Annotated in this window: 21 protein-coding genes and 1 tRNA gene; 9 read left to right on the forward strand and 13 right to left on the reverse strand. The window is 43.8% G+C overall.

What is annotated here, in order from left to right:
* Nucleotides 1-8: 8 nt before the first annotated feature.
* The 3 genes from EO131_RS00705 to EO131_RS00715 all read right to left on the reverse strand — a co-directional run bounded on the left by EO131_RS00705 (nt 9) and on the right by EO131_RS00715 (nt 5558).
* Nucleotides 9-1340, reverse strand: a complete 1332-nt coding sequence (locus EO131_RS00705; RefSeq protein ID WP_127018436.1) for a DUF4249 domain-containing protein — start codon at nt 1338-1340, stop codon at nt 9-11.
* Complete coding sequence (locus EO131_RS00710; RefSeq protein ID WP_241243755.1) at nt 1340-4093, reverse strand: TonB-dependent receptor; 2754 nt, start codon at nt 4091-4093, stop codon at nt 1340-1342. The genes EO131_RS00705 and EO131_RS00710 overlap by 1 nt, the downstream gene beginning before the upstream one ends.
* Nucleotides 4094-4295: 202 nt before the next feature.
* Nucleotides 4296-5558 carry a mechanosensitive ion channel family protein gene (locus EO131_RS00715; protein ID WP_241243756.1) on the reverse strand — a complete coding sequence of 421 codons (1263 nt, stop codon included), beginning with the start codon at nt 5556-5558 and terminating at the stop codon, nt 4296-4298.
* Nucleotides 5559-5724: 166 nt separating this feature from the next.
* On the opposite strand from EO131_RS00715, the gene EO131_RS00720 reads away from it, so the two are divergent.
* The 5 genes from EO131_RS00720 to EO131_RS00740 all read left to right on the forward strand — a co-directional run bounded on the left by EO131_RS00720 (nt 5725) and on the right by EO131_RS00740 (nt 9630).
* Nucleotides 5725-5808: transfer RNA gene (locus tag EO131_RS00720), tRNA-Leu, on the forward strand.
* A gap of 170 nt (nt 5809-5978) precedes the next feature.
* Nucleotides 5979-6878: a MerR family transcriptional regulator gene (locus EO131_RS00725; RefSeq protein ID WP_127018437.1), complete on the forward strand. Its 900-nt coding sequence runs from the start codon at nt 5979-5981 to the stop codon at nt 6876-6878.
* A gap of 6 nt (nt 6879-6884) precedes the next feature.
* Entirely contained in the window at nt 6885-8345 is a 1461-nt protein-coding gene (locus tag EO131_RS00730; RefSeq protein WP_127018438.1) for a phytoene desaturase family protein, read from the forward strand.
* Nucleotides 8342-9184: a phytoene/squalene synthase family protein gene (locus tag EO131_RS00735; RefSeq protein ID WP_127018439.1), complete on the forward strand. Its 843-nt coding sequence runs from the start codon at nt 8342-8344 to the stop codon at nt 9182-9184. Before EO131_RS00730 ends, EO131_RS00735 begins: the two co-directional genes overlap by 4 nt.
* Nucleotides 9181-9630, forward strand: coding sequence for a sterol desaturase family protein (locus EO131_RS00740; RefSeq protein ID WP_127018440.1), 450 nt, complete (start codon nt 9181-9183; stop codon nt 9628-9630). The genes EO131_RS00735 and EO131_RS00740 overlap by 4 nt, the downstream gene beginning before the upstream one ends.
* A 9-nt stretch (nt 9631-9639) precedes the next feature.
* Here EO131_RS00740 and EO131_RS00745 read toward each other — a convergent pair whose 3' ends face one another.
* The 6 genes from EO131_RS00745 to EO131_RS00770 form a co-directional block, all read right to left on the reverse strand.
* Nucleotides 9640-10206, reverse strand: coding sequence for a TlpA family protein disulfide reductase (locus EO131_RS00745; protein ID WP_127018441.1), 567 nt, complete (start codon nt 10204-10206; stop codon nt 9640-9642).
* Between the two features lie 7 nt (nt 10207-10213).
* Nucleotides 10214-10774 carry a TlpA family protein disulfide reductase gene (locus EO131_RS00750; protein ID WP_127018442.1) on the reverse strand — a complete coding sequence of 187 codons (561 nt, stop codon included), beginning with the start codon at nt 10772-10774 and terminating at the stop codon, nt 10214-10216.
* Nucleotides 10775-10855: 81 nt separating this feature from the next.
* Nucleotides 10856-13123, reverse strand: coding sequence for an aconitate hydratase (locus EO131_RS00755; protein WP_127018443.1), 2268 nt, complete (start codon nt 13121-13123; stop codon nt 10856-10858).
* A 102-nt stretch (nt 13124-13225) separates the two neighbouring features.
* Nucleotides 13226-14179, reverse strand: a complete 954-nt coding sequence (locus EO131_RS00760) for an AAA family ATPase (RefSeq protein WP_127018444.1) — start codon at nt 14177-14179, stop codon at nt 13226-13228.
* 4 nt (nt 14180-14183) lie between these two features.
* Entirely contained in the window at nt 14184-15584 is a 1401-nt protein-coding gene (locus EO131_RS00765; protein WP_127018445.1) for a peptidylprolyl isomerase, read from the reverse strand.
* Entirely contained in the window at nt 15568-16449 is an 882-nt protein-coding gene (locus EO131_RS00770) for a peptidyl-prolyl cis-trans isomerase (protein ID WP_127018446.1), read from the reverse strand. The genes EO131_RS00765 and EO131_RS00770 overlap by 17 nt, the downstream gene beginning before the upstream one ends.
* Before the next feature lie 114 nt (nt 16450-16563).
* On the opposite strand from EO131_RS00770, the gene EO131_RS00775 reads away from it, so the two are divergent.
* From EO131_RS00775 to EO131_RS00785, 3 genes are read left to right on the forward strand one after another with little or no spacing between them, the layout of a single operon-like run.
* Nucleotides 16564-17016: an SRPBCC family protein gene (locus EO131_RS00775; protein ID WP_127018447.1), complete on the forward strand. Its 453-nt coding sequence runs from the start codon at nt 16564-16566 to the stop codon at nt 17014-17016.
* 1 nt (nt 17017) lies between these two features.
* Nucleotides 17018-17275 carry a hypothetical protein gene (locus tag EO131_RS00780; RefSeq protein ID WP_127018448.1) on the forward strand — a complete coding sequence of 86 codons (258 nt, stop codon included), beginning with the start codon at nt 17018-17020 and terminating at the stop codon, nt 17273-17275.
* Nucleotides 17276-17285: 10 nt separating this feature from the next.
* Nucleotides 17286-18419 (forward strand): serine hydrolase, encoded by a 1134-nt coding sequence (locus EO131_RS00785; RefSeq protein WP_127018449.1) that lies wholly within the window; start codon nt 17286-17288, stop codon nt 18417-18419.
* An 86-nt stretch (nt 18420-18505) separates the two neighbouring features.
* On the opposite strand, the gene EO131_RS00790 is transcribed toward EO131_RS00785, so the two are convergent.
* The 3 genes from EO131_RS00790 to rimO all read right to left on the reverse strand — a co-directional run bounded on the left by EO131_RS00790 (nt 18506) and on the right by rimO (nt 22172).
* Nucleotides 18506-20131 (reverse strand): Gfo/Idh/MocA family protein, encoded by a 1626-nt coding sequence (locus tag EO131_RS00790; protein WP_127018450.1) that lies wholly within the window; start codon nt 20129-20131, stop codon nt 18506-18508.
* On the reverse strand, nt 20128-20610 hold the full coding sequence (locus tag EO131_RS00795; RefSeq protein WP_127018451.1) for a DoxX family membrane protein: 483 nt from the start codon (nt 20608-20610) through the stop codon (nt 20128-20130). Before EO131_RS00795 ends, EO131_RS00790 begins: the two co-directional genes overlap by 4 nt.
* A 257-nt stretch (nt 20611-20867) precedes the next feature.
* A complete protein-coding gene (rimO, locus tag EO131_RS00800) occupies nt 20868-22172 on the reverse strand; it encodes a 30S ribosomal protein S12 methylthiotransferase RimO (RefSeq protein WP_127018452.1) in 1305 nt (434 codons plus the stop codon).
* Nucleotides 22173-22298: 126 nt separating this feature from the next.
* Here rimO and EO131_RS00805 point away from each other — a divergent pair, with 126 nt between their 5' ends.
* Nucleotides 22299-23393: a serine hydrolase domain-containing protein gene (locus tag EO131_RS00805; protein ID WP_127018453.1), complete on the forward strand. Its 1095-nt coding sequence runs from the start codon at nt 22299-22301 to the stop codon at nt 23391-23393.
* Here the strand turns inward: EO131_RS00805 and EO131_RS00810 are convergent.
* A complete protein-coding gene (locus EO131_RS00810) occupies nt 23390-25051 on the reverse strand; it encodes an amidase family protein (RefSeq protein WP_127018454.1) in 1662 nt (553 codons plus the stop codon). The two genes, EO131_RS00805 and EO131_RS00810, sit on opposite strands and share 4 nt — an antisense overlap.
* Nucleotides 25052-25054 lie beyond the last annotated feature (3 nt).

The raw sequence follows: 25054 nt of genomic DNA on the forward strand, positions 1-25054 counted from the left end.
CCATAACTTTAATCCACCCAAAAATCAGGTCTAACATTATCGCCAAGTGTAGTGCAATCCCCGCAAATTCGGGGTGTAAAAATATAAGGTCCGGGGCAACCTGCCTGCAATCCATAATCTTCTGAATAATCATCATAATAATTGATCAGGCCCAAGTCTACCTGTTCAATAACGGATTGGGGGCAACTGTTACTTCCCAAAGAATTATCACAATAGGATTTATGACTTTCGGGCGAAGATGTGAGATAACAATTAAAGGCATAGGGCCTTGTATCCTCCTCGCCTGGAAAAAAATCTTCAAAATTGAAAAAGAGCCGTTGTTCCGATACTCCAACCGCTTCCACATAACCCAGTACATTTTCACCAATTCCGTCCTTTCGGTGCATGTTGGCATAGATGGAACCTGGTTGCACTTGGGAAAATATGTCTTCCGAACCTGAAATTTTATTTAATACTTCATAAAAAGAGAAAGCTTCCGGTGCCTGAACATATTGTTTTAAAAGTATGCTATACCGATGGGCCAAAATAAAATTGTCGCGAGTTATAAAACGCACCAATTTTCGTGAAATACCGGTAGCAGGATTTCCCGCCGTACTAAATTGATCTATGGCATTGGATGAGATGGTGTTATAGCATACTTGGTTTTCTTTGGTTCTATCCAAAATTTGAAGATCATAGGTCGGTTGGGGTAAGGCACAAGGGTCATAATTGGTGAGCACAAAATCTTTTTCGGCCCAATAAGGCGCTACAATCTTATAGGTTTCATCATAGGCATACCTGTAAAAGCTTGCATTGCCCTGCAAAGGAGCGCTGTCAGCATAAATGGCCACACCTTCAACCCCGTCATCATTGACCGATTTTTCCGCATAAATACCTGTTATTTCCGACGTACCCGTTACAAGCAATGGGTCAGAAATATATTCGGTTCCGTTACTCGTGGTTATTTCCAAGGCATAATCCACACCAAATTGGAGACCGAACTGGGTATTGGATAGGTATTCGCCATCCCTTCCCTCGAAAAAGGGAAATTGATCGCCATTGCTACCCACAACCCGGATAGTTGCCCCCTTTTCCACATTCACCGTATCGAAGGGTCGGGATCCCAAAGGGATAATGGGATTATACAGCGTATCCGTTTGCAAATCCAAACGAATATCACTTCGGCTCAAATATACAGTTTGGGTCTGGACCTTATCGGTAAGTACAGCTTCCACTACCAACATGCCCTGTTCTTCAACATCGGCCAAGGTCTCAATATCCAACTCTTCAATGCATGCGACCAATGATGTTGCGATCACTAAGAACAAAATAAATCGATATAAATATTTCCTCACCTTCATCAGAACTTAAAATTATAGGTTATGGATGGTATGGGCATCGCAAATATTGAGCTTTGCAATGCTTTTACTTCTCCCTGGTCCGTTACAAAAAATACGGAATACGGGTTGTTTCTGCCCAATACATTGTACACCTGAACGGTGATAAAACTATGGGCCAATTTGTTTTTTTTGTGGTTTCCCTCAATATTCACTCCCAGGTCCAATCGGTAATAATCCGGGATTCGAAATTTGTTCCGGTCACTGAATACCACAAAATCCGAATTGTTGAACCTAAAGGTACCTATAGGATAGGTGATGGGACGTCCGGTCTGGTATGCAAAATTCATTGAAAAACTGAAGCGATTGGTCAACCTATAATTGGCAATCAGGCTAACATCATGGGGTTTGTCAAAATTGGATGGGAAAAATTCCCCTTCATTGATTTGTTCCTCTGGAAAATCCCCATTGAACCGATAAAAAGACCTTGAATAGGTATAGCTCAACCAACCGTTCAAATGTCCTTTGTTCTTTTTCATCATAAATTCCACCCCGTAGGCCTTTCCATCACCCTGAAGTACCTCCGTTTCCACATTTTCATTCAACAGAAGATTGGCCCCGGTCTTAAAATCGAGCACATCATCCATTAATTTGTAGTACCCTTCCAAACTGAATTCGAACATATTGTCCGAGAAATTCTTAAAAAACCCCAAGGCGGCCTGATACCCCTTCTGTGGCCGAATATTCAAATCGGAAAGTTTCCAGGTATCGATTGGTGAAACAGTCGTATTGTTGGAAAGGGTATGTACAAATTGATAAGCGTTGTTGAGACTTGCCTTTACCGAAAAATCTGGGGTGAACAGATAACGTGCCGAAATCCTGGCTTCTGGTCCGCCATAGGTTTTTACCGCTTCCATGCTGCCGTACTGCAAGGTATCCTGAACCGTTGTCCCATTTCTTGGTGCGTCCTTTTGATAAGAATATTGGGTAGATTCCCCAAGCGCGGCAAAAAATGCATATCTGGCACCCAGACTTAAAGTCAACTTATCCGATAATTTAAAATCGTCACCTATAAAAACGGCACCCTCAAAGGCCTGTTCGTTCTCGAAATCAATGGGAACTACATTCGAACCTGGTTCCGTTGGTCTTTTACTGCCAGGATTAACCGAATAATATTTGGCTGAAACACCATAATCCAACGTATGTTTATCACTAACCCGATTACGGAGCTTATAACGCAGCTCCGATTCATTGATGGCATAATCCAATTTGAAATCCTCATTACTCTCCCCGTCATAATCGATACCAAATCGATAATCACTATTGGCCAAGGTCAACGTACCTGTTGTTTTTTCGCCCCATCGGTGGACCCAGCCCAAAGAAAACAACCTATTGGTATAATGGTACAGGGAATCTGACGTGATGCTGAACCTGTCGTTGCTGTAATAGGCAGTTGCCTGAACAGACTGCTTATCGGAAATCTTATGATCGTACTTAACAATGCCATCAAAAAAGGAGGCCTCACTATCGTTTAAAGATTCTTCATCCAATGTTTTTAAAAGCCAATCTGCATAAGCACCGCGACCACCCACAACCAAGGAAGATACTTCTTTTTTGATCGGAATTTCCAAGGACAAGTTCCCCGTTACCGGTCCTATGGAACCTTCACCAGCAATTTTTTCGGTATTCCCGTTTTTGGTCTCAATGTCCAAAACCGATGAGAGTCGGCCTCCGAATTCAACCGGCGGCGCCCCTTTATAAATATTCACTTTTTCAGTTGTAAATGGGTTCAATGCCTGAAAAATTCCAAAAAAGTGTGTGGGATTATATATAACGGCATCATCCAACAGCACTAAATTCTGATCGGTTTTTCCACCACGGACATTGAGGCCAGATGCCCCTTCCCCTGCCGATGATATCCCAGGCAAGGCTTTCGCAATTTCCAAAATATTACGTTCGCCCAAGACCAAGGGTATATTTTTTGCTTCTTCCGTTACAATTTCCTCATTACCAGCTACGGTTTCCTCCACATTCCTGAGGGCATCGGCTTCAACAACAACCTCATCCAACTGTTGTAGGTCTTCATCCAGGTTGAGGTTAAGGATTCCATCATTGTACATGACCACTTCCCGCTCCATATTTCTTATGCCCATGGCACTTGCTATCAAAACATTGTATCCGGCCGGAAGTTCCAATTGGTAATTGCCGGCCTCATTGGTCACTGCCAATCTGGACATACCCCGCACACGAATGGCCAAATCGGGTATAGGTTCTCCAGTTTTTTCATTGGTTACCCTTCCTGAAAGTTGGTATGATGATTTTAGGTTGTTACCATCGGTCTTACCTATTCGAACCAAGGGATGCTCCCGTGCACCCTTAGAAGTTGGTTCCTCATAAAATGAGGGAGGTGGAACATATTGCTGTCTATCTGATGAGACAGTGGTTTGAACCGAATCGGGGGTTTCAAGAAAAGCTGAAGGCAATTCATCATAGATAATTCCGTTTCGCAACAGGAAAACCCGCCTATCATCTTCAAGGATGTAATAGTTCAAGGTTGTTTCTGCCAACAACTGGTCCAAAATTTGCGATAGAGAATCCCCTTCAATGTCTTGTTCAGCATCGATATTCTGAACCCAATCCTTAAGGTAAAAGAATCTATAACCGAATTGCTGTCCCAATTTTTGAAAATACGCTTCGGGTGTACGCTTAGCAGTGGATGTCTGATCAATTGGGTCCTGGGAAAAAATAAATTGTGAAGCCACCAAAAAAAGTGACAATAACAATTTACTCCCCCCAATCAGTTTCGGTCGAGATGGAAAAGTGTTCAATGGTTAGCCTACGTTTTGTTGGAGAGAAGTTAGTAAATTTTCATCACTATTTTAAAAATACTCCAAAAAACACCCTAAATTCAACTGAATCATCAATTTACCAAGCGGCCTCACAAATTATTCAGGACAACTAAATTTGTTTAATTCGGTATCAACTTTTCAGTGATGTTGGCAACTCAAACACCTCCAACGAAAAATAGGGCAATGCGGCCAAGAGATGGTCGAAGATATCGGCCATGACATATTCGTAGTTCTCCCAACGTTTATCAGCGCTAAAGGCATAAATTTCCAAAGGAATGCCCTGTGGAGTGGGCTCCAATTGTCTGACCATTAAAGTCATGCCCTTGTTGATGGCGGAATGTTTCTCCAAATAGGTGGTCACATATTTTCGGAACACTCCAAAATTGGTCAAGTTTCGACCATTGAGCAACAATTCTTTATTTACCCCCTGTTCTTTATTGAAGGCCCTGATCTGTTCGCTTCTTGCAGCTAGATAGGGTTGTATCAACTGAATCTTTTTTAAGGCCTCCACTTCCTTGTCCGTCAAAAAATGGATACTCTTCTGTCGAATGAGCAAGGATCGTTTAATACGTCGTCCGCCGGATTCCTGCATGCCCCTCCAGTTTTTGAACGAATCGGAAATCAGGGCATAGGTCGGAATTGTGGTGATGGTCTTGTCAAAATTCTGCACCTTGACGGTCGCCAGTGAAATTTCAATCACATCGCCATCGGCACCGTACTTTTCAAAAGTGATCCAATCCCCGATGCGTACCATGTCGTTTATGGTGACCTGTACACTGGCCACAAATCCAAGAATGGTATCTTTAAAAATGAGCAACACAATGGCAGAAGCCGCACCAAGTGCGGTAAAAAACTTCCAAACCGTTGTTTCGGTAACAATGGCAAAAATGGTAAGTACTCCTATGATCCAAGCAAAGATCATGAAGACCTGCACATAGCTATCTATGGGCTTGTCCCTGAACTTGGGCAATGTTTTCAAATAGCCGTTGGTGCTCTTAAAAAACTTTCGGAATATTACCAAGGTGAGCAAAACAATCAAGATTTTGATAACCTTGAGCGCTATGGCCCCGCCATATTCAAAATCCAAAAAGGCAACCGGGACCAACTCCAACAAAAGCACCAATGGAAAAATATGGGCCACATATTTGGGCACCTTGTGCATCACCAAAAAGTTATCGAAATTGTTTTTGGACTTTCGGGCCAAACGTATGGAGAAACCACGCAGCACTTTCCAAATGACGAGATCGATCACAAAAACCAAGACCAGAATTCCCAACAACAGAATAAACAGGTTAAGATAGGATGCCAGACCCTCGCCCATGCCCGTTTTTAAAAGGTAATCGTGAAGCAGTCTCCCCCACTCCTTGTACAATGCTATCATCTTTACAAACATGCTGCAAAAATACAGGGAAATAGTGAGCTTAAAAACGACTTTTATCAAGATCTAAATACCGAGAAAAAAATTAAACCTGACATGCCCTTTCCACTCCTTCAAAAAAATTATATTTGCAGACCCAAAGCTGAGTGCTTTACTTAGTTCTGGATAAAAAAACTAATGGGCCCACGTGGTGAAATTGGTAGACACGCCATCTTGAGGGGGTGGTGTTCGTAAGGACGTGCTGGTTCGAATCCAGTCGTGGGCACAAAACCGCAATTTGAATTGCGGTTTTTTTTATTTTTGCCCATTCCTTATCATATTCCCAATACCTTAAACAAAATCTTGAACTTTTAGGGGCTTACCGTAAAATTTATCATAAAAAAGTAGGTCGGCATTTAATTAATTGTAAATTTGTTTAACGTTTGAATAAAAAAGATGAACAACGTAAAAAAATCTTTCAGTATTCGGGATATGGAAAACCTTTCCGGGATAAAGGCACATACCATTCGCATATGGGAAAAACGTTACAATCTGTTTAGTCCCGAACGAACCGATACCAATATTCGCACCTACAACTTGGCCAGTCTTCAAAAACTGTTGAACATTACCCTGCTTTACAACAATGGGTACAAGATTTCAAAAATTGCCAAGCTGAGCGAGGAGAAGATCCCGGTTTTGGTCAGGGACATCGTAGCTGAAAAAAATGAAAAGAGTCATGCTCTAAACTCCATGAAATTGGCCATGTTGAATTTTGATCAGGCCCTTTTCCTTCAAACCTACAATGGTTTGATGAAGGAGAAATCGTTCACGCAGATTTTTAATGAAGTTTTTATTCCACTATTGAATGAATTGGGATTGTTATGGCAGACGCACACCATCAGTCCTGCCCATGAACATTTCATTGCCAACCTGATCAAACAAAAAATTTACATCCATACCGAGCAACTGCAACTCAAGGAACCCACGCAAAAAGATAAGGTTTTTGTGCTCTTCCTTCCCGAAAATGAAATCCATGAATTGGGATTGTTGTATCTCAACTACCAATTGGCACTCAGAGGTTACAAAACAGTTTATTTAGGCCAAACCATGCCCATAGAAAATTTGGTGGACCTACTAAAATATTACAGCAACATCCGATTTGTCTCGTACTTTACCGTAGCGCCAACAAAAGATGATCTTGAAGAATATTTCAAAAGTTTTTCTGAGGTATTGGAAATGGCACCTGACTCCAAGCTCTTTGTTTTGGGTTACCAGATACAAACGATTACGGAAAAAACGTTGCCAAAGGCAGTATCCGTTTTCAAATCCATCGAACAATTCATACAAATTCTGTAAAACCATATGGATAAAGTAATCGTCATCGGTTCCGGTTTTTCTTCCTTGTCTGCTTCCTGCTATTTGGCAAAGGCAGGTTTTGAGGTGGAACTCTTTGAAAAAAACAGTACGGTTGGCGGTCGAGCTAGACAGATGGTTAAAGATGGGTTCACATTCGATATCGGTCCCAGTTGGTATTGGATGCCCGATATTTTCGAGAAGTTTTTCGGAGATTTTGGCAAATCTACCCGTGATTACTACCATTTAGACAAACTGAATCCTGCGTACAAGATATTTTTTGAGGACGATTTGATTACCATTGGTGACTGCATGGACGACATTTGCGAGGAATTTGAGCGATTGGAACCTGGAAGCAGCCAGCATTTGAGAAAATTCATTGGGCAAGCACAAGAGAACTATGATATTGCCATCAACAAAGTGGTGCTCCGCCCAGGGTTATCACCATTCGAATTGGTGACCAAGGAAACCGTACTGAGGATAGATCAGTTTTTCAAGACGATCAGCCAAGAGGTACGCAAAAAGTTCAAGAATCCGAAATTGGTATCCACACTCGAGTTTCCTGTACTCTTTTTGGGCGCCAAACCGAACAATACCCCTTCCTTTTATAATTTCATGAATTTTGCGGATTTTGGATTGGGCACATGGCACCCCAAAGGCGGCATGTATGAGATCATCAAAGCCATGAAGTCGTTGGCTGAGGAAGTGGGCGTTACAATACATACCAATAGCCCGGTTTCACACATTTTGGTTTCTGATGGGCAAACCATTGGCATTCGAAGTCAGGGCAAAAACCACTTGGCCGATTTGGTGGTCAGTGGGGCCGATTACCATCATTCCGAAACCCTTTTGGATAAAAAATACAGACAATACTCTGAAGACTATTGGGAGAAAAGAACCTACGCACCTTCCTCCCTACTCTTTTATATCGGTTTCGATTGTAAGCTGAACAATATAGAACACCACAACCTGTTCTTCGATACGGACTTTGAAAAACATGCCCAAGAAATCTATGATCATCCCCAATGGCCAACAGACCCGTTGTTCTATGCCAATTTTCCTTCGGTAACAGATGCCTCCATGGCCCCGGAAGGAAAAGAGACAGGATTTTTTTTGGTTCCAATTGCTCCGGGATTGGAAGATACCCCTGAGCTTCGTGATCAATATTTTGAAATTGTGATGGACCGGTTTGAAAAACGCACCGGCCAATCCGTAAAGGAACACATCCTGTTCATGGAAAGTTTCTGCGTGAACGATTTTATAGAAGCCTATAACTCCTACAAGGGGAATGCCTACGGTATGGCAAACACCTTGAGACAAACAGCCTTTTTACGACCTAGCCTAAAAAGTAGTAAGGTAAAAAACCTGTTTTTTACCGGTCAGTTGACAGTTCCAGGACCTGGGGTACCCCCATCCTTGATATCCGGAAAACTGGTCGCTGATCTAATCACTAAACAAGTAAAAAGATGAAAACCATTTTTGACGACGTGTCGTACCACTGTAGTAAAATTGTGACCAAATCTTACAGCACCTCCTTTGCACTCGCCACCAAAATGTTGGCACCATCAATTCGAAAGGATATCTATAACATTTATGGCTTTGTCCGTTTTGCGGATGAGATTGTGGACACCTTCCATGATTATGACAAGGCAGAATTGTTCGACTCCTTTGAAAAGGATATGGAAAAGGCCATTCAGGACCGTATCAGCTTGAACCCGATTCTCAATTCGTTCCAACATACCTATCATAAATATGACATCCCACATCATTTGGTGGAGGCTTTTATGAAGAGTATGCGAATGGACCTCAGTAAAAAGAATTATGAAACGTTCGATGAATACCGCGAATACATATATGGATCAGCCGATGTGGTCGGTTTGATGTGCCTGTGCGTTTTCGTGAACGGCGATAAGGAAAAATATGAAGAGTTGAAGGAATCGGCCATGGCATTGGGTTCCGCTTTCCAGAAAGTCAACTTTTTAAGAGATCTTAAGGCGGATTATGAAGACCTTAACCGAACTTATTTTCCAAACACCAATTTGATGGAATTGGACGAAGTCTCCAAGAAACGGATCGTGAATGAAATCAAAGCCGATTTTGCCCTTGGTTATTCTGGCATAATTAAATTACCGGAGCAGGCCAAGTTCGGGGTTTACACTGCCTATCGCTATTACAAGAAATTGTTGCATAAATTGCAGGCCACACCACCACTCGAAATAAAAAACAGCAGGATTCGTGTGCCAAACTATCAAAAATTTGGACTTTTGGCACAGAGTTACCTCAATTATAAATTACAATTGGTACAATGAAAATAGCACTTTGGATACTCATTTTTTTGTCGACATTTTGCTTTATGGAATTTATGGCATGGTTTACCCATAAATATGTGATGCATGGTTTTCTATGGAGTCTCCACAAAGATCACCACAAAAAGGACCATGACTCCTGGTTCGAGCGCAACGATGCCTTTTTCATCTTTTACGCTGTTGTGAGCATGGTACTGTTCTCTTTGGGCAATTATACCTGGTTTTGGTATGGTTGGCCCCTGGGTTTTGGTATTTTGGCCTACGGCATCGCATACTTTATGGTGCACGATATCTTTATCCACCAACGTTTCAAAATATTCCGAAATGCCAACAATTGGTATGCCCGGGGCGTGCGAAGGGCACATAAAATCCACCATAAACATTTGGGCAAGGAAGATGGCGAGTGCTTTGGAATGTTGTTGGTCCCTTTTAAATATTTCAAAAAATAAAGGGGTTCCCTATTCAGCAAGCAATTGATCCAACAGATTCCGAACATAATCGGAGTTCCAGTTGGCTGCACCCGTTTTATTAACCACTATTTTACCTTCTTTGCTCAAGATAAAGGTAACAGGTATGGAACTGCTTTGCATTTCTACCGGGGCTGGTGAAGCCTGAAAGTAAACGGGCAACCGGTATCCTTTCTTACCAAGAAATGTTTCTACTTTTTTCCTATCATCATTGGCTACAAAAGCGAAGGTGACTTTATCTCCATAGTCGGCATAAAGTTCAACAAAACGGGGTAATTCGGCCACACAGGGCGGGCACCAAGTGGCCCAAACATTGATGAGCACAACTTCCCCTTTTAAGGATTTTAAGTTTAGTGGATTACCTTCCAACCCTATTAAATTCCAATCATAATCCTTGACAGTCACCTGTTCCTCTTCGTCCACTGCATCGGCACTGATGACCGTGGCCACCAACTTGTTGACCCAAACACGCACATGAAATCCCACTGGGGTAAACAATATGAGGACAATGGCCAAAATCCAGATACCATTGCTTATTTGTTCTTTTGTCAACTTCATTTTTAGATCATTCTGAGATCAGTTCATCCAATACGCTGTAAAACTTTCGGGTACTCCAATCGGCAATCCCCTCTTTGTGCACCACTATATTACCCTGCTTATCAAGCAAATATGAAGAAGGCACCACACTGGCATCAATGGGCATTTTTTCACCGATAATGAGATAGGTCACAGGAAAAGTAAACTCGTGTTTCTCCATGAAGGCTTCCACTGGGGGTCTGTTCTCATTGGTGATGATGTAAAAATCCATCTTGCCTTTATAATTGTCGTATAATTCCTGGATACTTGCAAGTTCCGCTTCCGAAGGCAATCGCCAAGAGGCCCAAAGATTGATGAACACCACCTTTCCCTTTGATCGTTCAAAATTGAAGAAATTCCATTCCGCATCCTTCAATTGCCAATCGTAATCCGTAATCCTTTGTCGCTGTGCTTCCTCGATTACAGGCGGGGAAAACGAAAAGATTCGGTTGAGCATCAGTTTTCCGTAATAACCCAAGGGGGTTACAAAAAATGAAAGCACAAAAAGAATCAGAACAATATTAAGGATGGTCTTTTTACTTATTTTCATGGATTTACGGCTTGCAATAATTAAAAAACTCCTGGCACCTATAACGGCACCAGGAGTTCGTGCAACTTATTTTAGATACAATTATGCATTCTCTTTTTTGATCAAGTTCAAAGCAGAGCCTTCCTTAAACCATGCAATTTGGGCATCGTTGTAAGAGTGGTTTGCAATGATGGTGTCTTTGCTACCATCTGCATGCACCAACTCAATGGTCAACGGCTTGTCTGGAGCAAATTGATCGATATCCAAGAAATTGAAGGTATCATCCTCCTGAATCAGGTCATAATCGTTTTCATTGGCGAAGGTCAAGGCCAACATACCTTGTTTTTTAAGGTTGGTCTCGTGGATCCTTGCAAACGATTTCACCAAAACGGCTGCTACACCTAAATGTCGAGGCTGCATGGCCGCATGCTCACGGGAAGAACCTTCACCGTAGTTATGGTCGCCCACAACAATGGTTTTTATGCCTGCCTTCTTGTATTCGCGTTGGGTATCCGGCACACCTCCATATTCGCCCGTCAACTGATTTTTAACCAAATTGGTCTTTTTGTTGAAGGCGTTTACGGCACCAATCAGGGTATTGTTGGCAATATTGTCCAAATGCCCTCTAAAACGCAACCATGGACCTGCCATGGAAATGTGGTCGGTAGTACACTTTCCAAATGCTTTGATCAACAACTTCATCCCTTGCAAGCTTTCAGGGGTTATAGGCTCAAACGGCTCCAATAGCTGAAGTCGCTCAGAATCCGGAGCCACGATCACATCAACGCCACTACCATCTTCAACAGGGTCTATGTATCCGTTGTCCTTCACCTCAAATCCTTTTGGTGGCAATTCCCATCCTGTTGGTTCGTCCAACATCACTTCTTCCCCGTCTTCATTGATCAAGGTATCGGTCAATGGGTTAAAGTCCAAACGTCCCGCAATGGCAATGGCAGCGGTCATTTCAGGTGATGCCACGAATGCATGGGTATTTGGGTTCCCATCTGCACGCTTCGCAAAGTTTCGGTTAAAAGAATGTACAATACTGTTTTTGGGCGCATTCTTTGGATCTTCATAACGAGCCCACTGCCCAATACAGGGTCCACAGGCATTGGTGAATATCTTGGCATCCAATTTTTCAAAAATCTCAAGGATACCATCACGCTCCGTAGTGTATCGCACTTGTTCCGAACCTGGGTTGATACCAAATTCTGCCTTGGTCTTCAATTTTTTGTCCAATGCTTGTTGCGCAATGGACGAAGCTCTTGACAAATCCTCGTAGGAAGAGTTGGTACAAGAACCGATAAGCCCCCATTCCACGGCCAAAGGCCATCCGTTGGCTTCTGCTTTTTCGGTCATGGAGCCCACTTCTGTGGCCAAGTCCGGCGTAAATGGTCCGTTGAGCAATGGTTTCAACTCAGAAAGGTTGATTTCGATCACTTGATCAAAATATTGCTCTGGATTGGCATATACTTCTGGGTCGGCGGTCAAGTGTTCCTTTACTTTATTTGCGGCATCGGCCACATCTTCCCTGTCGGTTGCCCTTAAATAGCGCTCCATGGATTCATCGTAACCAAAAGTGGAGGTCGTTGCCCCGATCTCGGCGCCCATATTACAAATGGTCCCCTTACCTGTACAGGACATGGCCGTAGCTCCTGGCCCAAAATATTCCACGATGGCCCCGGTTCCTCCCTTTACGGTAAGAATCTCGGCCACTTTTAAAATCACATCTTTGGGAGCTGTCCATCCGGAAAGTTTTCCGGTCAACTTTACCCCGATCAATTTGGGAAATTTCAATTCCCAAGCCATACCGGCCATTACGTCCACTGCATCGGCACCTCCTACCCCAATGGCCACCATTCCCAAACCACCGGCATTAACCGTGTGTGAGTCGGTTCCGATCATCATTCCTCCAGGGAATGCATAGTTTTCCAATACCACTTGGTGGATGATACCGGCACCTGGTTTCCAAAATCCGATACCGTATTTATTGGAAACGGACCCCAAGAAGTCAAAAACTTCGCTACTGGTCTCGTTGGCATGTTTCAAATCCGCAGCCGCACCTTGTTTGGCTTGGATCAAGTGATCACAATGTACTGTAGTTGGCACGGCAACTTTATCCTTGCCTGCTTGCATAAACTGAAGCAAGGCCATTTGGGCCGTCGCATCTTGACAGGCAATTCTATCTGGTGCAAAATCAACATAATCCTTTCCCCTGGTAAATTTTTTGGTAGGCATTCCATCCCACAAATGTGAGTAGAGGATTTTCTCTGCCAAAGTCAATGGTTTTCCTACCAGTTCACGGGCCTTATCCACGCGTTCCCCCATGGAAGCGTAGACGCCCTTAATCATGTCTATATCAAATGCCATTCTACAATTGAGTTTTAAGATTTTAGTAATTCGGTAAATTTACTAAATAACGAAGGATTTTGGAATTAGAATTGCGCTAAATAAGTATCTATGACTTGATATTTATAACAATTCCGAGATAATTGTTTCCTCTGAGATGCCTTCGGCTTCGGCTTTGTAGTTTTTGAGCACCCTATGGCGCAAAATGCCAATGGCAACTGCCTTTACGTCCTCGATGTCGGGAGAGAACTTACCATGGATGGCTGCATGGGCCTTGGCACCCAGTACCAAGTTCTGTGAAGCCCGGGGACCTGCGCCCCAATCCACATAGTTGTTTACATAATCTGATGAGCCTTCCTGACCCGGTCTTGTCCTATTGACCAAGCGTACGGCATAGTCAATCACGTTGTCGGGCACCGGTATTCTTCGGATCAAATGTTGTACTTCAATGATTTCCTCCGCGTTGAAAAGGGGGTTCACATGTACTTCTTCATCGTTTGTGGTGGCCTTTACCACTTGAATTTCCTCGGCTATGGAGGGGTATTTCAGTTCTATGGCGAACATGAAACGGTCCAATTGTGCTTCGGGCAACGGAAAGGTTCCTTCCTGCTCAATCGGGTTTTGCGTGGCCAATACAAAATAGGGCCTGTTCAGCTTGTATTGTTTTCCAGCAATGGTCACTGCTTTCTCCTGCATGGCCTCCAAAAGGGCAGCCTGCGTTTTAGGCGGGGTACGGTTGATTTCGTCCGCTAGGATGATATTACCAAAAATGGGGCCCATAATGAACTTGAAATTTCGGTTTTGATCCAAAACCTCACTGCCCAAAATATCACTGGGCATTAAGTCGGGAGTAAACTGGATCCGTTTAAAATCGAGACCCAAGGTTTGCGCGATGGTATTGACCATAAGAGTCTTGGCCAAACCGGGAACACCAATCAATAAGGAGTGCCCACCCGTATAGATGGAAAGTAAAATCTGTTCGATTACCGTGTCTTGGCCCACTATGACCTTGGCAATCTCCTTTTTTAATTCTTGGTGCTTTTTGACCAGGTTTTCCACCGCGGTTACATCCGACATCTATTTATTCTTTTACCCAGTTGTTTGCAAAATCACAATTTCGGTTGTCGGCGTTCACGTGGATATAGGTATCCTCAATATGTTCGGCCATCCATTCCTTTATTGCCTTAAACTGTTTTTCGCGAAGGGCCAATTCCTGTATTTTTAGATAATCCTTGGCAAAATCCGCTTTGTGTTCATCATAGCGGTTGGTAATCTTCATGATTTTGAACTTAGGAGCACCTCCCCTTGGATCATCTTCACGTATAGGCCTTGAGATTTCCCCATCTTTAATGTTACGAACCTGGTTGTACAGGGTTGGGTCCATTTTGGTCAATTCGAACTTGGAATCAAAGTTTATGGGGTTCCGTAAAAGACCGCCATCATATTTAGTTTCCTTTTCATCTGAAAAATTAAGGGCCGCTTCGGCAAAGGTGTATTTGCCATCCATTACGTGTTGACGGATGCTATCCAATTCGCGAACGGCTTCATCAATGGAACTCTGTGGAATTTCGGGTATTCTTAAAATATGGCGTACATCCCTTTCCTGTCCCCTTACCTTCTCCACATAAATGATATGGAAACCAAAAGTGGTTTCGAAGGGCTCGGAAACCTCGCCTTCTTGAAGGCTGAAAGCCACATCCTTGAATTCCTTAACAAATTGGGTCTCCTTGGTCATGGTGTAGAGTCCACCCCTGGATTGTGACCCGGGATCTTGGGAATATACAATGGCCTTTACGTTGAAACTGGCACCGTTCTCGTCCACATCCTGTTTGATGCCCTTTAATAAATTGATCACCTTTTGCTTTTCCTCTTCGGGCACTTTCGGTTGTTTTACGATTTGGGCAATTTCGAGCTCTGCTCCAAAAACGGGGCGCTCATCTTCTGGAATATTAAAGAAAAACTGTCGTACTTCCTCGGGGGTCACTTCAATATCCTCGATGATCTTGCCTTGCATCTTTTCGGACAACATGCGCAATTTGTTGATCTCGAACAATTCGGAACGGAAACTTTCCATGTCCGGTTTTTTGTAGTACTTCAACATTTTTTCCACACTTCCAATTTGTTGGGCCAATTGTTGTATCTGTAGATCGCTCTTGGCATTCACCATTTCATCCGAAACCAGCAAACTGTCCTGTACGGCTTGATGTGCGTACAAACGATCTTCCATCAATTTGCCCAAAAGACCACATCGGGTTATATCCTCGGTGGAGGCTCCTTGGGTCTTTAGGTCGATCAAGGTTTTGTCGATATCCGATTCCAAGATCACGTAATCGCCAATTACCGCAGCGATTCCATCCAATTTTACCTTGTTGGTGGTGGTTGTGGTATCGGCTACACCCAATGCTTCATCGGCTTCTTGTGCCCTCGCCGAAATAACGGTTAGGGCAAGTATGGCCAAAAATCCTTTACTTATTTTGTTCATAAACCTCAAATTCTTTCTTCTTAATCGCTTCATCTATAATTTCGGTTTCCAATTTTTTAACGTAGTTCAACCTTCTTCGGTTCAAGATCAATTGCCTGATATCGGGTTCCACATATTCAAAAGGTGCTGTATCATTGACTTCCAGCACATTGGTCACCATGCCCAAATATACCTCTAACGAATCTTGCAACTCGAAAAATTGTGAATTTTTTAAGTAGTTGGCTTCATTTGCCGCCGTCAATGGGGGAATTTCCTCCACAACACGTGAAGAACTTACCCAAATGGAATCGTTAAAATGGATCTTTTTAAATTGTACTGCAATCGAATCCAGATAGGCTTTATCGTCTTCTTTCCAATTTCTTAGCTTGGCTTTTACCCCATCCATGTCCAAGAACTGGGAGGGCATACCCAAAAACCGCAATTGCACTAATTTTTCGTTCAGTTTAAAGTTCTCCTTTTCCCGTTCATAATAATCCCGCAACTGGTTTTCGGTAATAGCAGTGTCCTGCGCTTGGAGCACCAAGGCCTCAATATAGGCCCTCGTGTAAAGATCGGCACGGTAATCGGAGACCAGTCGGTCAAATTCGGCCAATTTTTCTTCGGGCAGATTGATCTTTGATTTGGATAGAAAAAGTTGTCGTGACGCCCAATTGTTGATGTAATTGGTCACAAACAAGGTGCTGTCCTCGGGTGTCATATCCTTTTGTATGAGCGAAGCAATGTCCTCTGCATACAGATAATTGTCCCCTACCCGGGCAAGGGCGTGCCTTTCTTCTTCTTTATTGAAAAGTCCTTCGCAGGATGTGAACCACAAGGCCACAAAAGCACAAAGTAGGATTAGGTTATTTTTTTGGAGCTTAAGCATTTCGCAAAAATAACAATTACACAATGCCTTACAAGTACGTTCGATTTTAGTTAACAGATTTTTAGTAGGGAGCACTCCATCAGAAATTGTTACTTTAGTGGAAAACCAAACCAAATGAAGTACACCACTGAAATTGTAGTGGACCTCCCTAGGGAAGAATTTATCAAAAAAATGGACGACCCCGAGAACATGAAACACTGGCAACGGGGGCTGATAAAATTTGAACAACTCTCCAAAAATCCAGGACAGGAAGGGGCGCAGATGAGCCTAAGTTACAAAATGGGTAACCGTGAAATGGAACTGGTGGAAACGATCATCAAAAAAAAACTGCCCGAAGAAATGCACACCACCTACGATACCAAAGGCGTGCACAACATCCAAAAAAATTATTTCAAGGACGAGGACGGCAAAACCCGATGGATCTCGGAGTCGGATTTCCAATTCTCCGGTTTAGGTATGAAATTAATGGGCTTTTTAATGCCAGGCGCATTTAAAAAACAATCCAAAAAATATATGGAGGATTTTAAGAACTTTGCCGAAAAGGGAATATCTGTTTTGGACACATAATATGGAAAAGATTTTGGACCGTAAAATTAAGATCATCTGGGACTTCAGAGGACCCGGTGCTGCCAGGACCGCAGAACACTATCGCAAACACCTGGAGGAATTTGTAATGGTGGAAGAGTTAAAATTTGACCTTTCCGGGGTGGAACATTTTGGACCGAACCACAGTATTGCATTCTTGGTGGTCGCCGAATTTGAACTAAAGGAAATCCGAGAGATTCTAAAACCGCATCGCGGGCAAGTATATTCAGGGGAACTATAAATGTAATTCGATGCGCATCCATTGGCTGTACTACCTATTGTTGCTCTTGGTTACATCTTGTGGCAGTACAATAGCAAAAGATCCATTGGAACAGGTATTGGCTTCCCAAGACCCAAAAATCAAAAGGGTCATGGACAACCTAAAAGCGCATGAAGTACAGATTCGCTATACCCAGATCGATCGGAACAAAGAGGGCATCTCTTTCACGGATTATGATTTTCAGGTAAACAAGAACCACTATTTTTATCCGGCCAGTACGGCAAAATTTCCTGCAGCAGTGGCCACCCTGGAAAAGTTGAACGAGGTGGACACACTTTCCCTCCACACACGATTCTTTATTGAGGGCGATACCGTGGAAACCACCTTTGCCAAGGCCATTTCAGAAATATTTGCCGTTTCGGACAATGCGGCCAATAACAGGTTGATTGAATTTTTGGGCCAGGACGATCTTAATCGACGGATACGTAAAAGAGGTGTTGCACCCATCCGCATTGCACATCGATTGTCCGCACCAGATGGCGATGATGTAACCACCAAGCCCTTGATTCTTTATCTCAACGATTCGACCACGTGTATTAGTAAGCCAATCATAAATACACCTCCCCAACCCCTATCGCTTAAAAAAATTAAAAAAGGACGGGCCTATTACGCTGATGGTGAATTGGTAGAGGAACCTTTCGATTTTTCATTGAAAAATTACTTTCCGATTGAAGCACAAAGCGCTTTGATGAAGCGTATTATTTTCCCAGAAGCTTTTCAGGAAGATGAACGTTTCAACCTCAGTGAAGAGCAGCATGCTTTCCTGTTGGAAGCCATGCACACACTACCTCCAGAATTGGGATACGATCCTGAAGAATTTTACGATAGCTATGTGAAATTTTTCCTGTTTGGGGACCGTACCGATCCCATGCCTGATTACATCAAAATCTACAACAAAGTGGGGTATGCCTATGGCACACTTACGGATTGTGCTTACATAAGGGACACCAAAAACAATATTGATTTTATGGTAACCGCCACCATTTTGGTGAACAGCGATGGCATTTTTAACGACGATGTCTACGAATACGATGAGATAGGCATTCCCTTTTTGGCCCAATTGGGCAGGGAACTCCATCAATACGAACTTCAACGAAAAAGGTAAATTCTTCCATTTCAAAAAGGGACATTATCCACCCGAACCCTTCCTGATGGATAACATCCCTTACATAGAAAAAGCATCTATTCGAATCAAGTTACTGTTTCGGTTGTTACTTGTTGCATATTCCAATTTCCATTGGCCAACAGCACTTGATCGAAATCGACTCCTTCAATAGGTTTCAATTGTTCTTGTTCCGGATCCCATTCAATCCTTCGGCCCAGTTTCCAAGAAAGACCTGCCATGTGGGCAGAAATTGCTTCTTCAAAGCCTTCTTTGATACCACAGCTCACTTGTCCGCCATTTTTGATCACACTCAACCATTCACGCATGTGCAGGAAGGTGGAATCCACCCTTACCCCATCAATATAGGTCCACATCAACCCTTTGTCCGCAAAATATTGCGAAGTTGCGGATGAAATGGCATCGGGTACGTTTGCTGCTGGATTGTATTGGTAAATGGGCACATTAGGCCTCATTTTTTCATTTTCCAACATATCGGCATATCGGGTGGAGCCGCCATCGGGCCAAACGGTAAGATTGTTGCCCAATTCCATGGTGGCGTCATGTCCCATTAAAATGGTGGGGCGATTGAAGCCATTACCCAAGGTGGCACTGTAGCAAAAGGTCATGCCCTTTTCCTTGCCCTTTACCTGACTGCTTCCCGTACTGTACTCCGGAAACTCCATATTCACCTGGATCACATCGGGTACGTTTCGGCCATCCTTATGGGTGTAAACACCACCGGACGCACTTACCGATGAAGGGATACCCATGTTGAGCACACAATTTAAACGGTCGAAATCATGGGTCAGCAAATCCCCGGAGAGACCAGAGCCGTAGGCCCACCATTTACGCCATCTAAAAAAGTGGTTCTTGTTGAAGGGCACTTGTGGTGCGGAACCTAAAAACTGCTCCCAATCAATGGTTTCAGGACTTGCTTTTTCATGAATGTCATAGTTCCATGCCCCATTGTCGTCGTTTCTGTTGGTATTGGTCTGTATCAGCGATATATGGCCTAAAGTGCCTTTTTCCACAATGTCCCTTGCTGTGCTAAAACTCAACGTTTGTCTGTGTTGGTGGCCAACCGCAAATACGGCTTTGGAATTTTTGGCCGCTTCACGCAAACGATAGGTTTCCTCCACGGTATGGGTCATTGGTTTTTCCACATACACATGAACGTTATTGTTCAATGCCTCGATGGACATGGGGGCATGCCAGTGATCGGGAGTTGCGATGACCACTGCATCTACGTCCCCACTTTGGATCATGTCCTTGTAGGTGGTATAACGTTTTGGCGTGAAATCATCCGTGGAAAACGAATTGATGAACTTCTCGGCACGCACATCGAACACATCACAAATGCCCACCAGTTTCACATTGAGTTTTTCTTGTTTGTCAAAATCTTCCAGTGCTTTGATGTTTGGATCTTCTTGCGCTGCCAATGTCATTTCCTCCCTCCATTCGTTTGTGGCAAATCCAAGGGCCCTGCACAATTGTTCGCCCCGAATTCCAAATCCAATGACGCCCACGCGAACCGGCTCACCGCCAATTCCGGGAACCGCATTGGGCAATGAAGGAACGATGTTGAGCTGTTCCAATATCTCGGTCCGTTCTTTTCGGGAACCAACGGATGATGCAGCTCCGGCCCACCAAACCGCTCCCAATATGGGCAATCCGCCCAAACCTTTTAAAAGGTCTCTTCTAGTCCATTTCATTGTTCCTGAATTTTAGCAAGTTTGTTCTTTCTGAAGTAATCCAACCCAAAAATGGCCCCTGTGGGCAATTGGTAGATTACAATACAGGCCACCAATTCAATCAGATTTTTATTTACGATCCAGTAACTTCCCTCCACATTCATCTGGGTCAATCCAGGCAATGGTGGATGTGCAAAAAAGTAGAGCGCCAATAACCCCATCCCTACGATGGCCCCGACGCGTTCAAAAATGCCCAGGGTGAAGGTAATGCCCACCACCATCAAGGCCACAATGTTCAGGGTATCCACAATGCCAATGGTGCCATTGCCCACGAGCATGGTAAAAAACCACTTAAAAGGCCCCTGTGCGGTTGCCAAATACCCGAACGAAGTCCATTCGGGATTGTACAGCTTCACAACGCCTTCAAATAAAAAGTGCCACCCTATCAATATCCGCAACAGCGCGACACTTGCTTTTAACTTATGTTGATTTTGGTCCATATCAATGATTTAACAGTTGATCAATTTTGGAGAAATTCGAAGATAATCGGAATTTAAGAGGTTGATTTTCATCGGATAGGTTGGGTTATGACGATAAAATTACCATCACAAAAGCTACCGAACCATGACGATTGTCAGTTTTGTGTAAACCCAAGGGTATTTTGGACCCAAAAAACAGATGTGTTCATGGGTCAACAATCAGTCATCCCAATTTATTGACGCTGATAGGGTTATAATCCAGATTGAAAAGTGGTTACCTAAGCGAGCGGCTCTCCATACAGATCGTAATCGGATGCATCGATGATCTTGATCGTGGTAAAGTCCCCAATTTTAACGTAGTGCTGGGAAGCATCGATCAATACCTCATTGTCCACATCCGGGGAGTCGAATTCGGTTCGCCCCACAAAGTAATTGCCTTCCTTCCGGTCGATGATGCAGCGGAATGCCTTCCCAATCTTCTCTTGGTTGAGTTCCCAGGAAATTTGGGACTGGATTTCCATGATCTCATTGGCCCTCTCCTGTTTTACCTCCTCTGGCACATTATCTTCCAAGGTGTAGGCATGGGTATTCTCCTCATGGCTATAAGTGAAGCAGCCCAAACGCTCGAAACGCATTTCTTGAACCCACTGCTTAAGCGTTTGAAAGTCTTCCTCCGTTTCCCCGGGATACCCCACAATAACTGTTGTCCGAATGGCCATTCCGGGTACGGCATTCCTAAAATCCTGTAACAACTTTGTAGTTTTGGCCTGTGTAGTTCCCCTGCGCATACTCTTCAGAATGGGGTCGGCAATATGTTGCAGCGGAATATCAATATAATTGCAGATTTTGGGCTCGCGTTTCATGACTTCCAACACATCCATCGGGAATCCTGTGGGGAAGGCATAATGTAAACGAATCCATTCAATGCCCTCCACTTTAACCAAAGCTTCGAGCAGTTCTGCCAAATTGCGTTTTTTATAAAGATCCAAACCGTAATAGGTAAGGTCTTGGGCGATCAAAATGAGTTCCTTTACCCCCTTGGCGGCCAACTTTTCGGTTTCGGCAACCAATTCCTCTATCGGGGTGCTTTTATGTTTTCCCCGCATCAACGGAATGGCGCAGAACGAGCAGGGGCGGTCACATCCTTCTGCTATTTTCAGATAGGCATAGTTTTTAGGCGTTGTGGTCAATCGCTCCCCAATCAATTCATGCTTGTAATCCGCACCCAATGCCTTTAAAAGATTGGGCAGGTCGCTTGTCCCGAAATATTCGTCCACATTCGGGATTTCTTTTTCCAAATCTGGTTTATAGCGCTCACTTAAGCAACCGGTCACAAAAACCTTGTCCACCAAACCTTCTTCCTTCTTTTGCACGTACTCCAAAATGGTGTTCACACTTTCCTCCTTGGCGTTGGCAATAAATCCACAGGTGTTGATCACCACAACATTGCCCTCTTCCTCGTGCACCACCTCTTTATTGTTGGCGCGCAGTTGCCCCATGAGCACTTCAGAATCATATACATTCTTGCTGCAACCCAAGGTCACCACGTTGATTTTGTTCTTTTTAAGCGATTTTGTCCGCATAGTTGCTATAAATGGAGTGCAAAAATACAACAACACAAGGCATTACATCGATTTGCTTGCATATTTTTCCTTCCCCGACGTTAAACCAAAAACGCTTGGTTCGGTCCAAGACACAAACAACACCCAATGAAAGCAATGATTCCATCCCTATTATTGTTAATGTGTTTGCTCATCGGATGTTCTTCCAACGAAGAGCCCAATGACCCGATTGTACCCGAGCCGGAAACGGGGACACTCTACTTCCCGCCTATTGGTTCATCAACTTGGCAGACCAGTACCCCTTCAGAACTGGGTTGGAACGTGAATGCCGAACAGGCCTTATTCGATTTTTTGGAAGATAAGGGCACCGATGGATTCATCATCCTTAAGGATGGAAAAATAGTGGTTGAGTGGTATTTTGGCGATTTCACTGCCGATGACAGCCATTCTTGGAATTCCGCTGGCAAAACATTGACCGCCATGACGGTTGGGATTGCACAGGAAGAAGGGCATTTATACATTGATCAGACTTCCCAATTATATTTGGGTGAAGGATGGTCCATGCTCACCCCGGAACAAGAAACCAATATTACCATTCTTCATCATTTGACCATGACCACCGGATTGGATTATACGGTGGCCGACCCTTTTTGCTATGACAAGGAATGCTTATTGTACAAGAATGAACCCGGTACTTTTTGGTACTATCACAATGCCGCCTACACGCTGCTGGATCAAATTGTGACCAATGCCACTGGCATGGATTTCAAACAATATTCCTATCAAAAAATCAGGGATAAAATAGGTATGCAAGGCGCATGGATAAAGGTGGGATACAACAATCTATTTTTCAGCAATACCAGAAGTATGGCCCGGTTTGGGTTGTTATGCCTGAATCGGGGTACTTGGGACGATGCGGAAATTCTATCCGATAAAACCTACTTTACTGAAATGACTACGACCTCCCAAGATCTGAATCCCTCCTACGGGTATTTATGGTGGCTCAACGGAAAATCCAGCTTTAAGGTGCCCGGTTTTGAAACTACCTACTCGGGTGAATTAATGTCCCAAGCACCAAACGACCTAATTGCCGGACTTGGGGCCTTTGACCAAAAATTGTATGTGGTTCCCAGTCAGAACCTAGTAATCGTACGATTGGGTGATGATGGAGGCGAGGGCCAATTGGGCCCTTCCAGCTTCGACAACCAACTTTGGGAAAAATTGAATGCTTACCTTAATTAGTCTTTATAAGCTTCTGGAATTTTCCGGGCATGCGTGAGATCTTCAAAAGCTTTGCCGATGCGCAATAAATGGGCTTCGGAAAATGGTTTTCCGATAAAGGTCAAGCTTTCGGGCTCCCCTGAAGGTTTGTATCCCATGGGAACCGTTATGGCAGGATATTCCGCAACAGCAGCATAGCCAGCGTGGTAGTTGTTGATGCTCAACACCGCATCCAGATTTTCGCGCTCCATGATTTGAAAAAACGACCTGCCGGAATCCATCAAATTGGATTTGATCCTTTGAAAATCAGCCTCTGAAGTGGAATCGGCCAAAATACCTTCAAACAGTTGCTGCCCATAAGGGACTCGAGTCAACGTATCTTGCTTGTTAAAGTTGACCACATCTTCCACATTTTCAACCCTTACCGCATCCCTATCCTTAACTTCGGCCCTCAAGTAGGCTGGTAAATCGGCACGCATATCCAGATTCAACAACGTTAGAAAGTTGTCCAAGGCAATGTTCTCGGGTTCAAATTCCATGATTTGTGCTCCTGCCAATCTCAACTTTTCAACAGCTGCGGCATAAAGGGAATCGCGTTCCATCAGATTTTTCATTACGCCCAAACGCATTTTTTCCAGCGCTTCGGGTTTCACCCAGGCAGACAGAATTCCATCCACTGGTTCCACCGATTTGGCATCGCTGCTATCCTTGCCCAATAGGGCATCCAACAAAATGGCATTGTCCGTTACGTTTTTGGTCATAGGGCCGGGCGTATCCAGCGTACTGGAAATCGGCACGATCCCTGTTCGGCTCAACAATCCAATGGTCGGTTTAAGCCCAACAACGGAATTTTGACTGGATGGGGAGAGAATGGATCCCGAAGTTTCGGTACCCACGGCTCCAACTGCATAATTGGCCGCGGTGGAGGTGCCACTTCCTGCACTTGAGCCACCGGTATCAAATCTTTGTCGCCCATACGGATTCATGGTCTGTCCGCCCACGGCACTCTGCCCGTTTGGACAAACGCGACAAATATAGTTGGCCCATTCACTCAAATTCGCCTTGCCCAAGATCAAAGCCCCCTTGGCTTTCAATTGTTGCACAATAAAGGCATCATCGGTCTGATTGTTCATCAAGGCGATTGCACCTGCAGTGGTCTTCATTTCGGAGGTACCAATATTATCTTTCAAGAGGATGGGCATCCCGTAAATGGGATGGTGATTGCCTTGGCTTCTGTCCAATTGTCTGGCTTCTACCAAAACATTTGGGTTCAACGCAATAATGGTGTTCAGTGTCGTATTGTTCGGTAATTCGTAAGTATAGATTCGATGCAGGTAGAACAGCACTAAATCTTCATAGGTAAACATGCCCTCGGCAATGGATTGTTGGATGGACGGAATATTTTGTTCCAACACCAACGGTTTCATCATTTGATATTTTTCATCTGAAAATTGGGATACCTCATCGTACAAAGGCAGAAACACATCGTTCTTATCCAAAACTTTGCTCTGGATGAACTTATAGCGCATGCGCGGACTTTCGTTTTCAGCACTGGCAGCCACTTCCAACGAATCGTTGTAGGGGGTCCAAAGCACCACATCTTCCTTGTCTACTTTGGTTTCTTGTTTACATCCTATGAATCCGATTAGCAAAAAGCCAAGAACAATGTATTTGTACATAGA

The sequence above is a fragment of the Flagellimonas beolgyonensis genome, assembly GCF_003992615.1.
GTDB classification, from domain to species: domain Bacteria; phylum Bacteroidota; class Bacteroidia; order Flavobacteriales; family Flavobacteriaceae; genus Flagellimonas; species Flagellimonas beolgyonensis.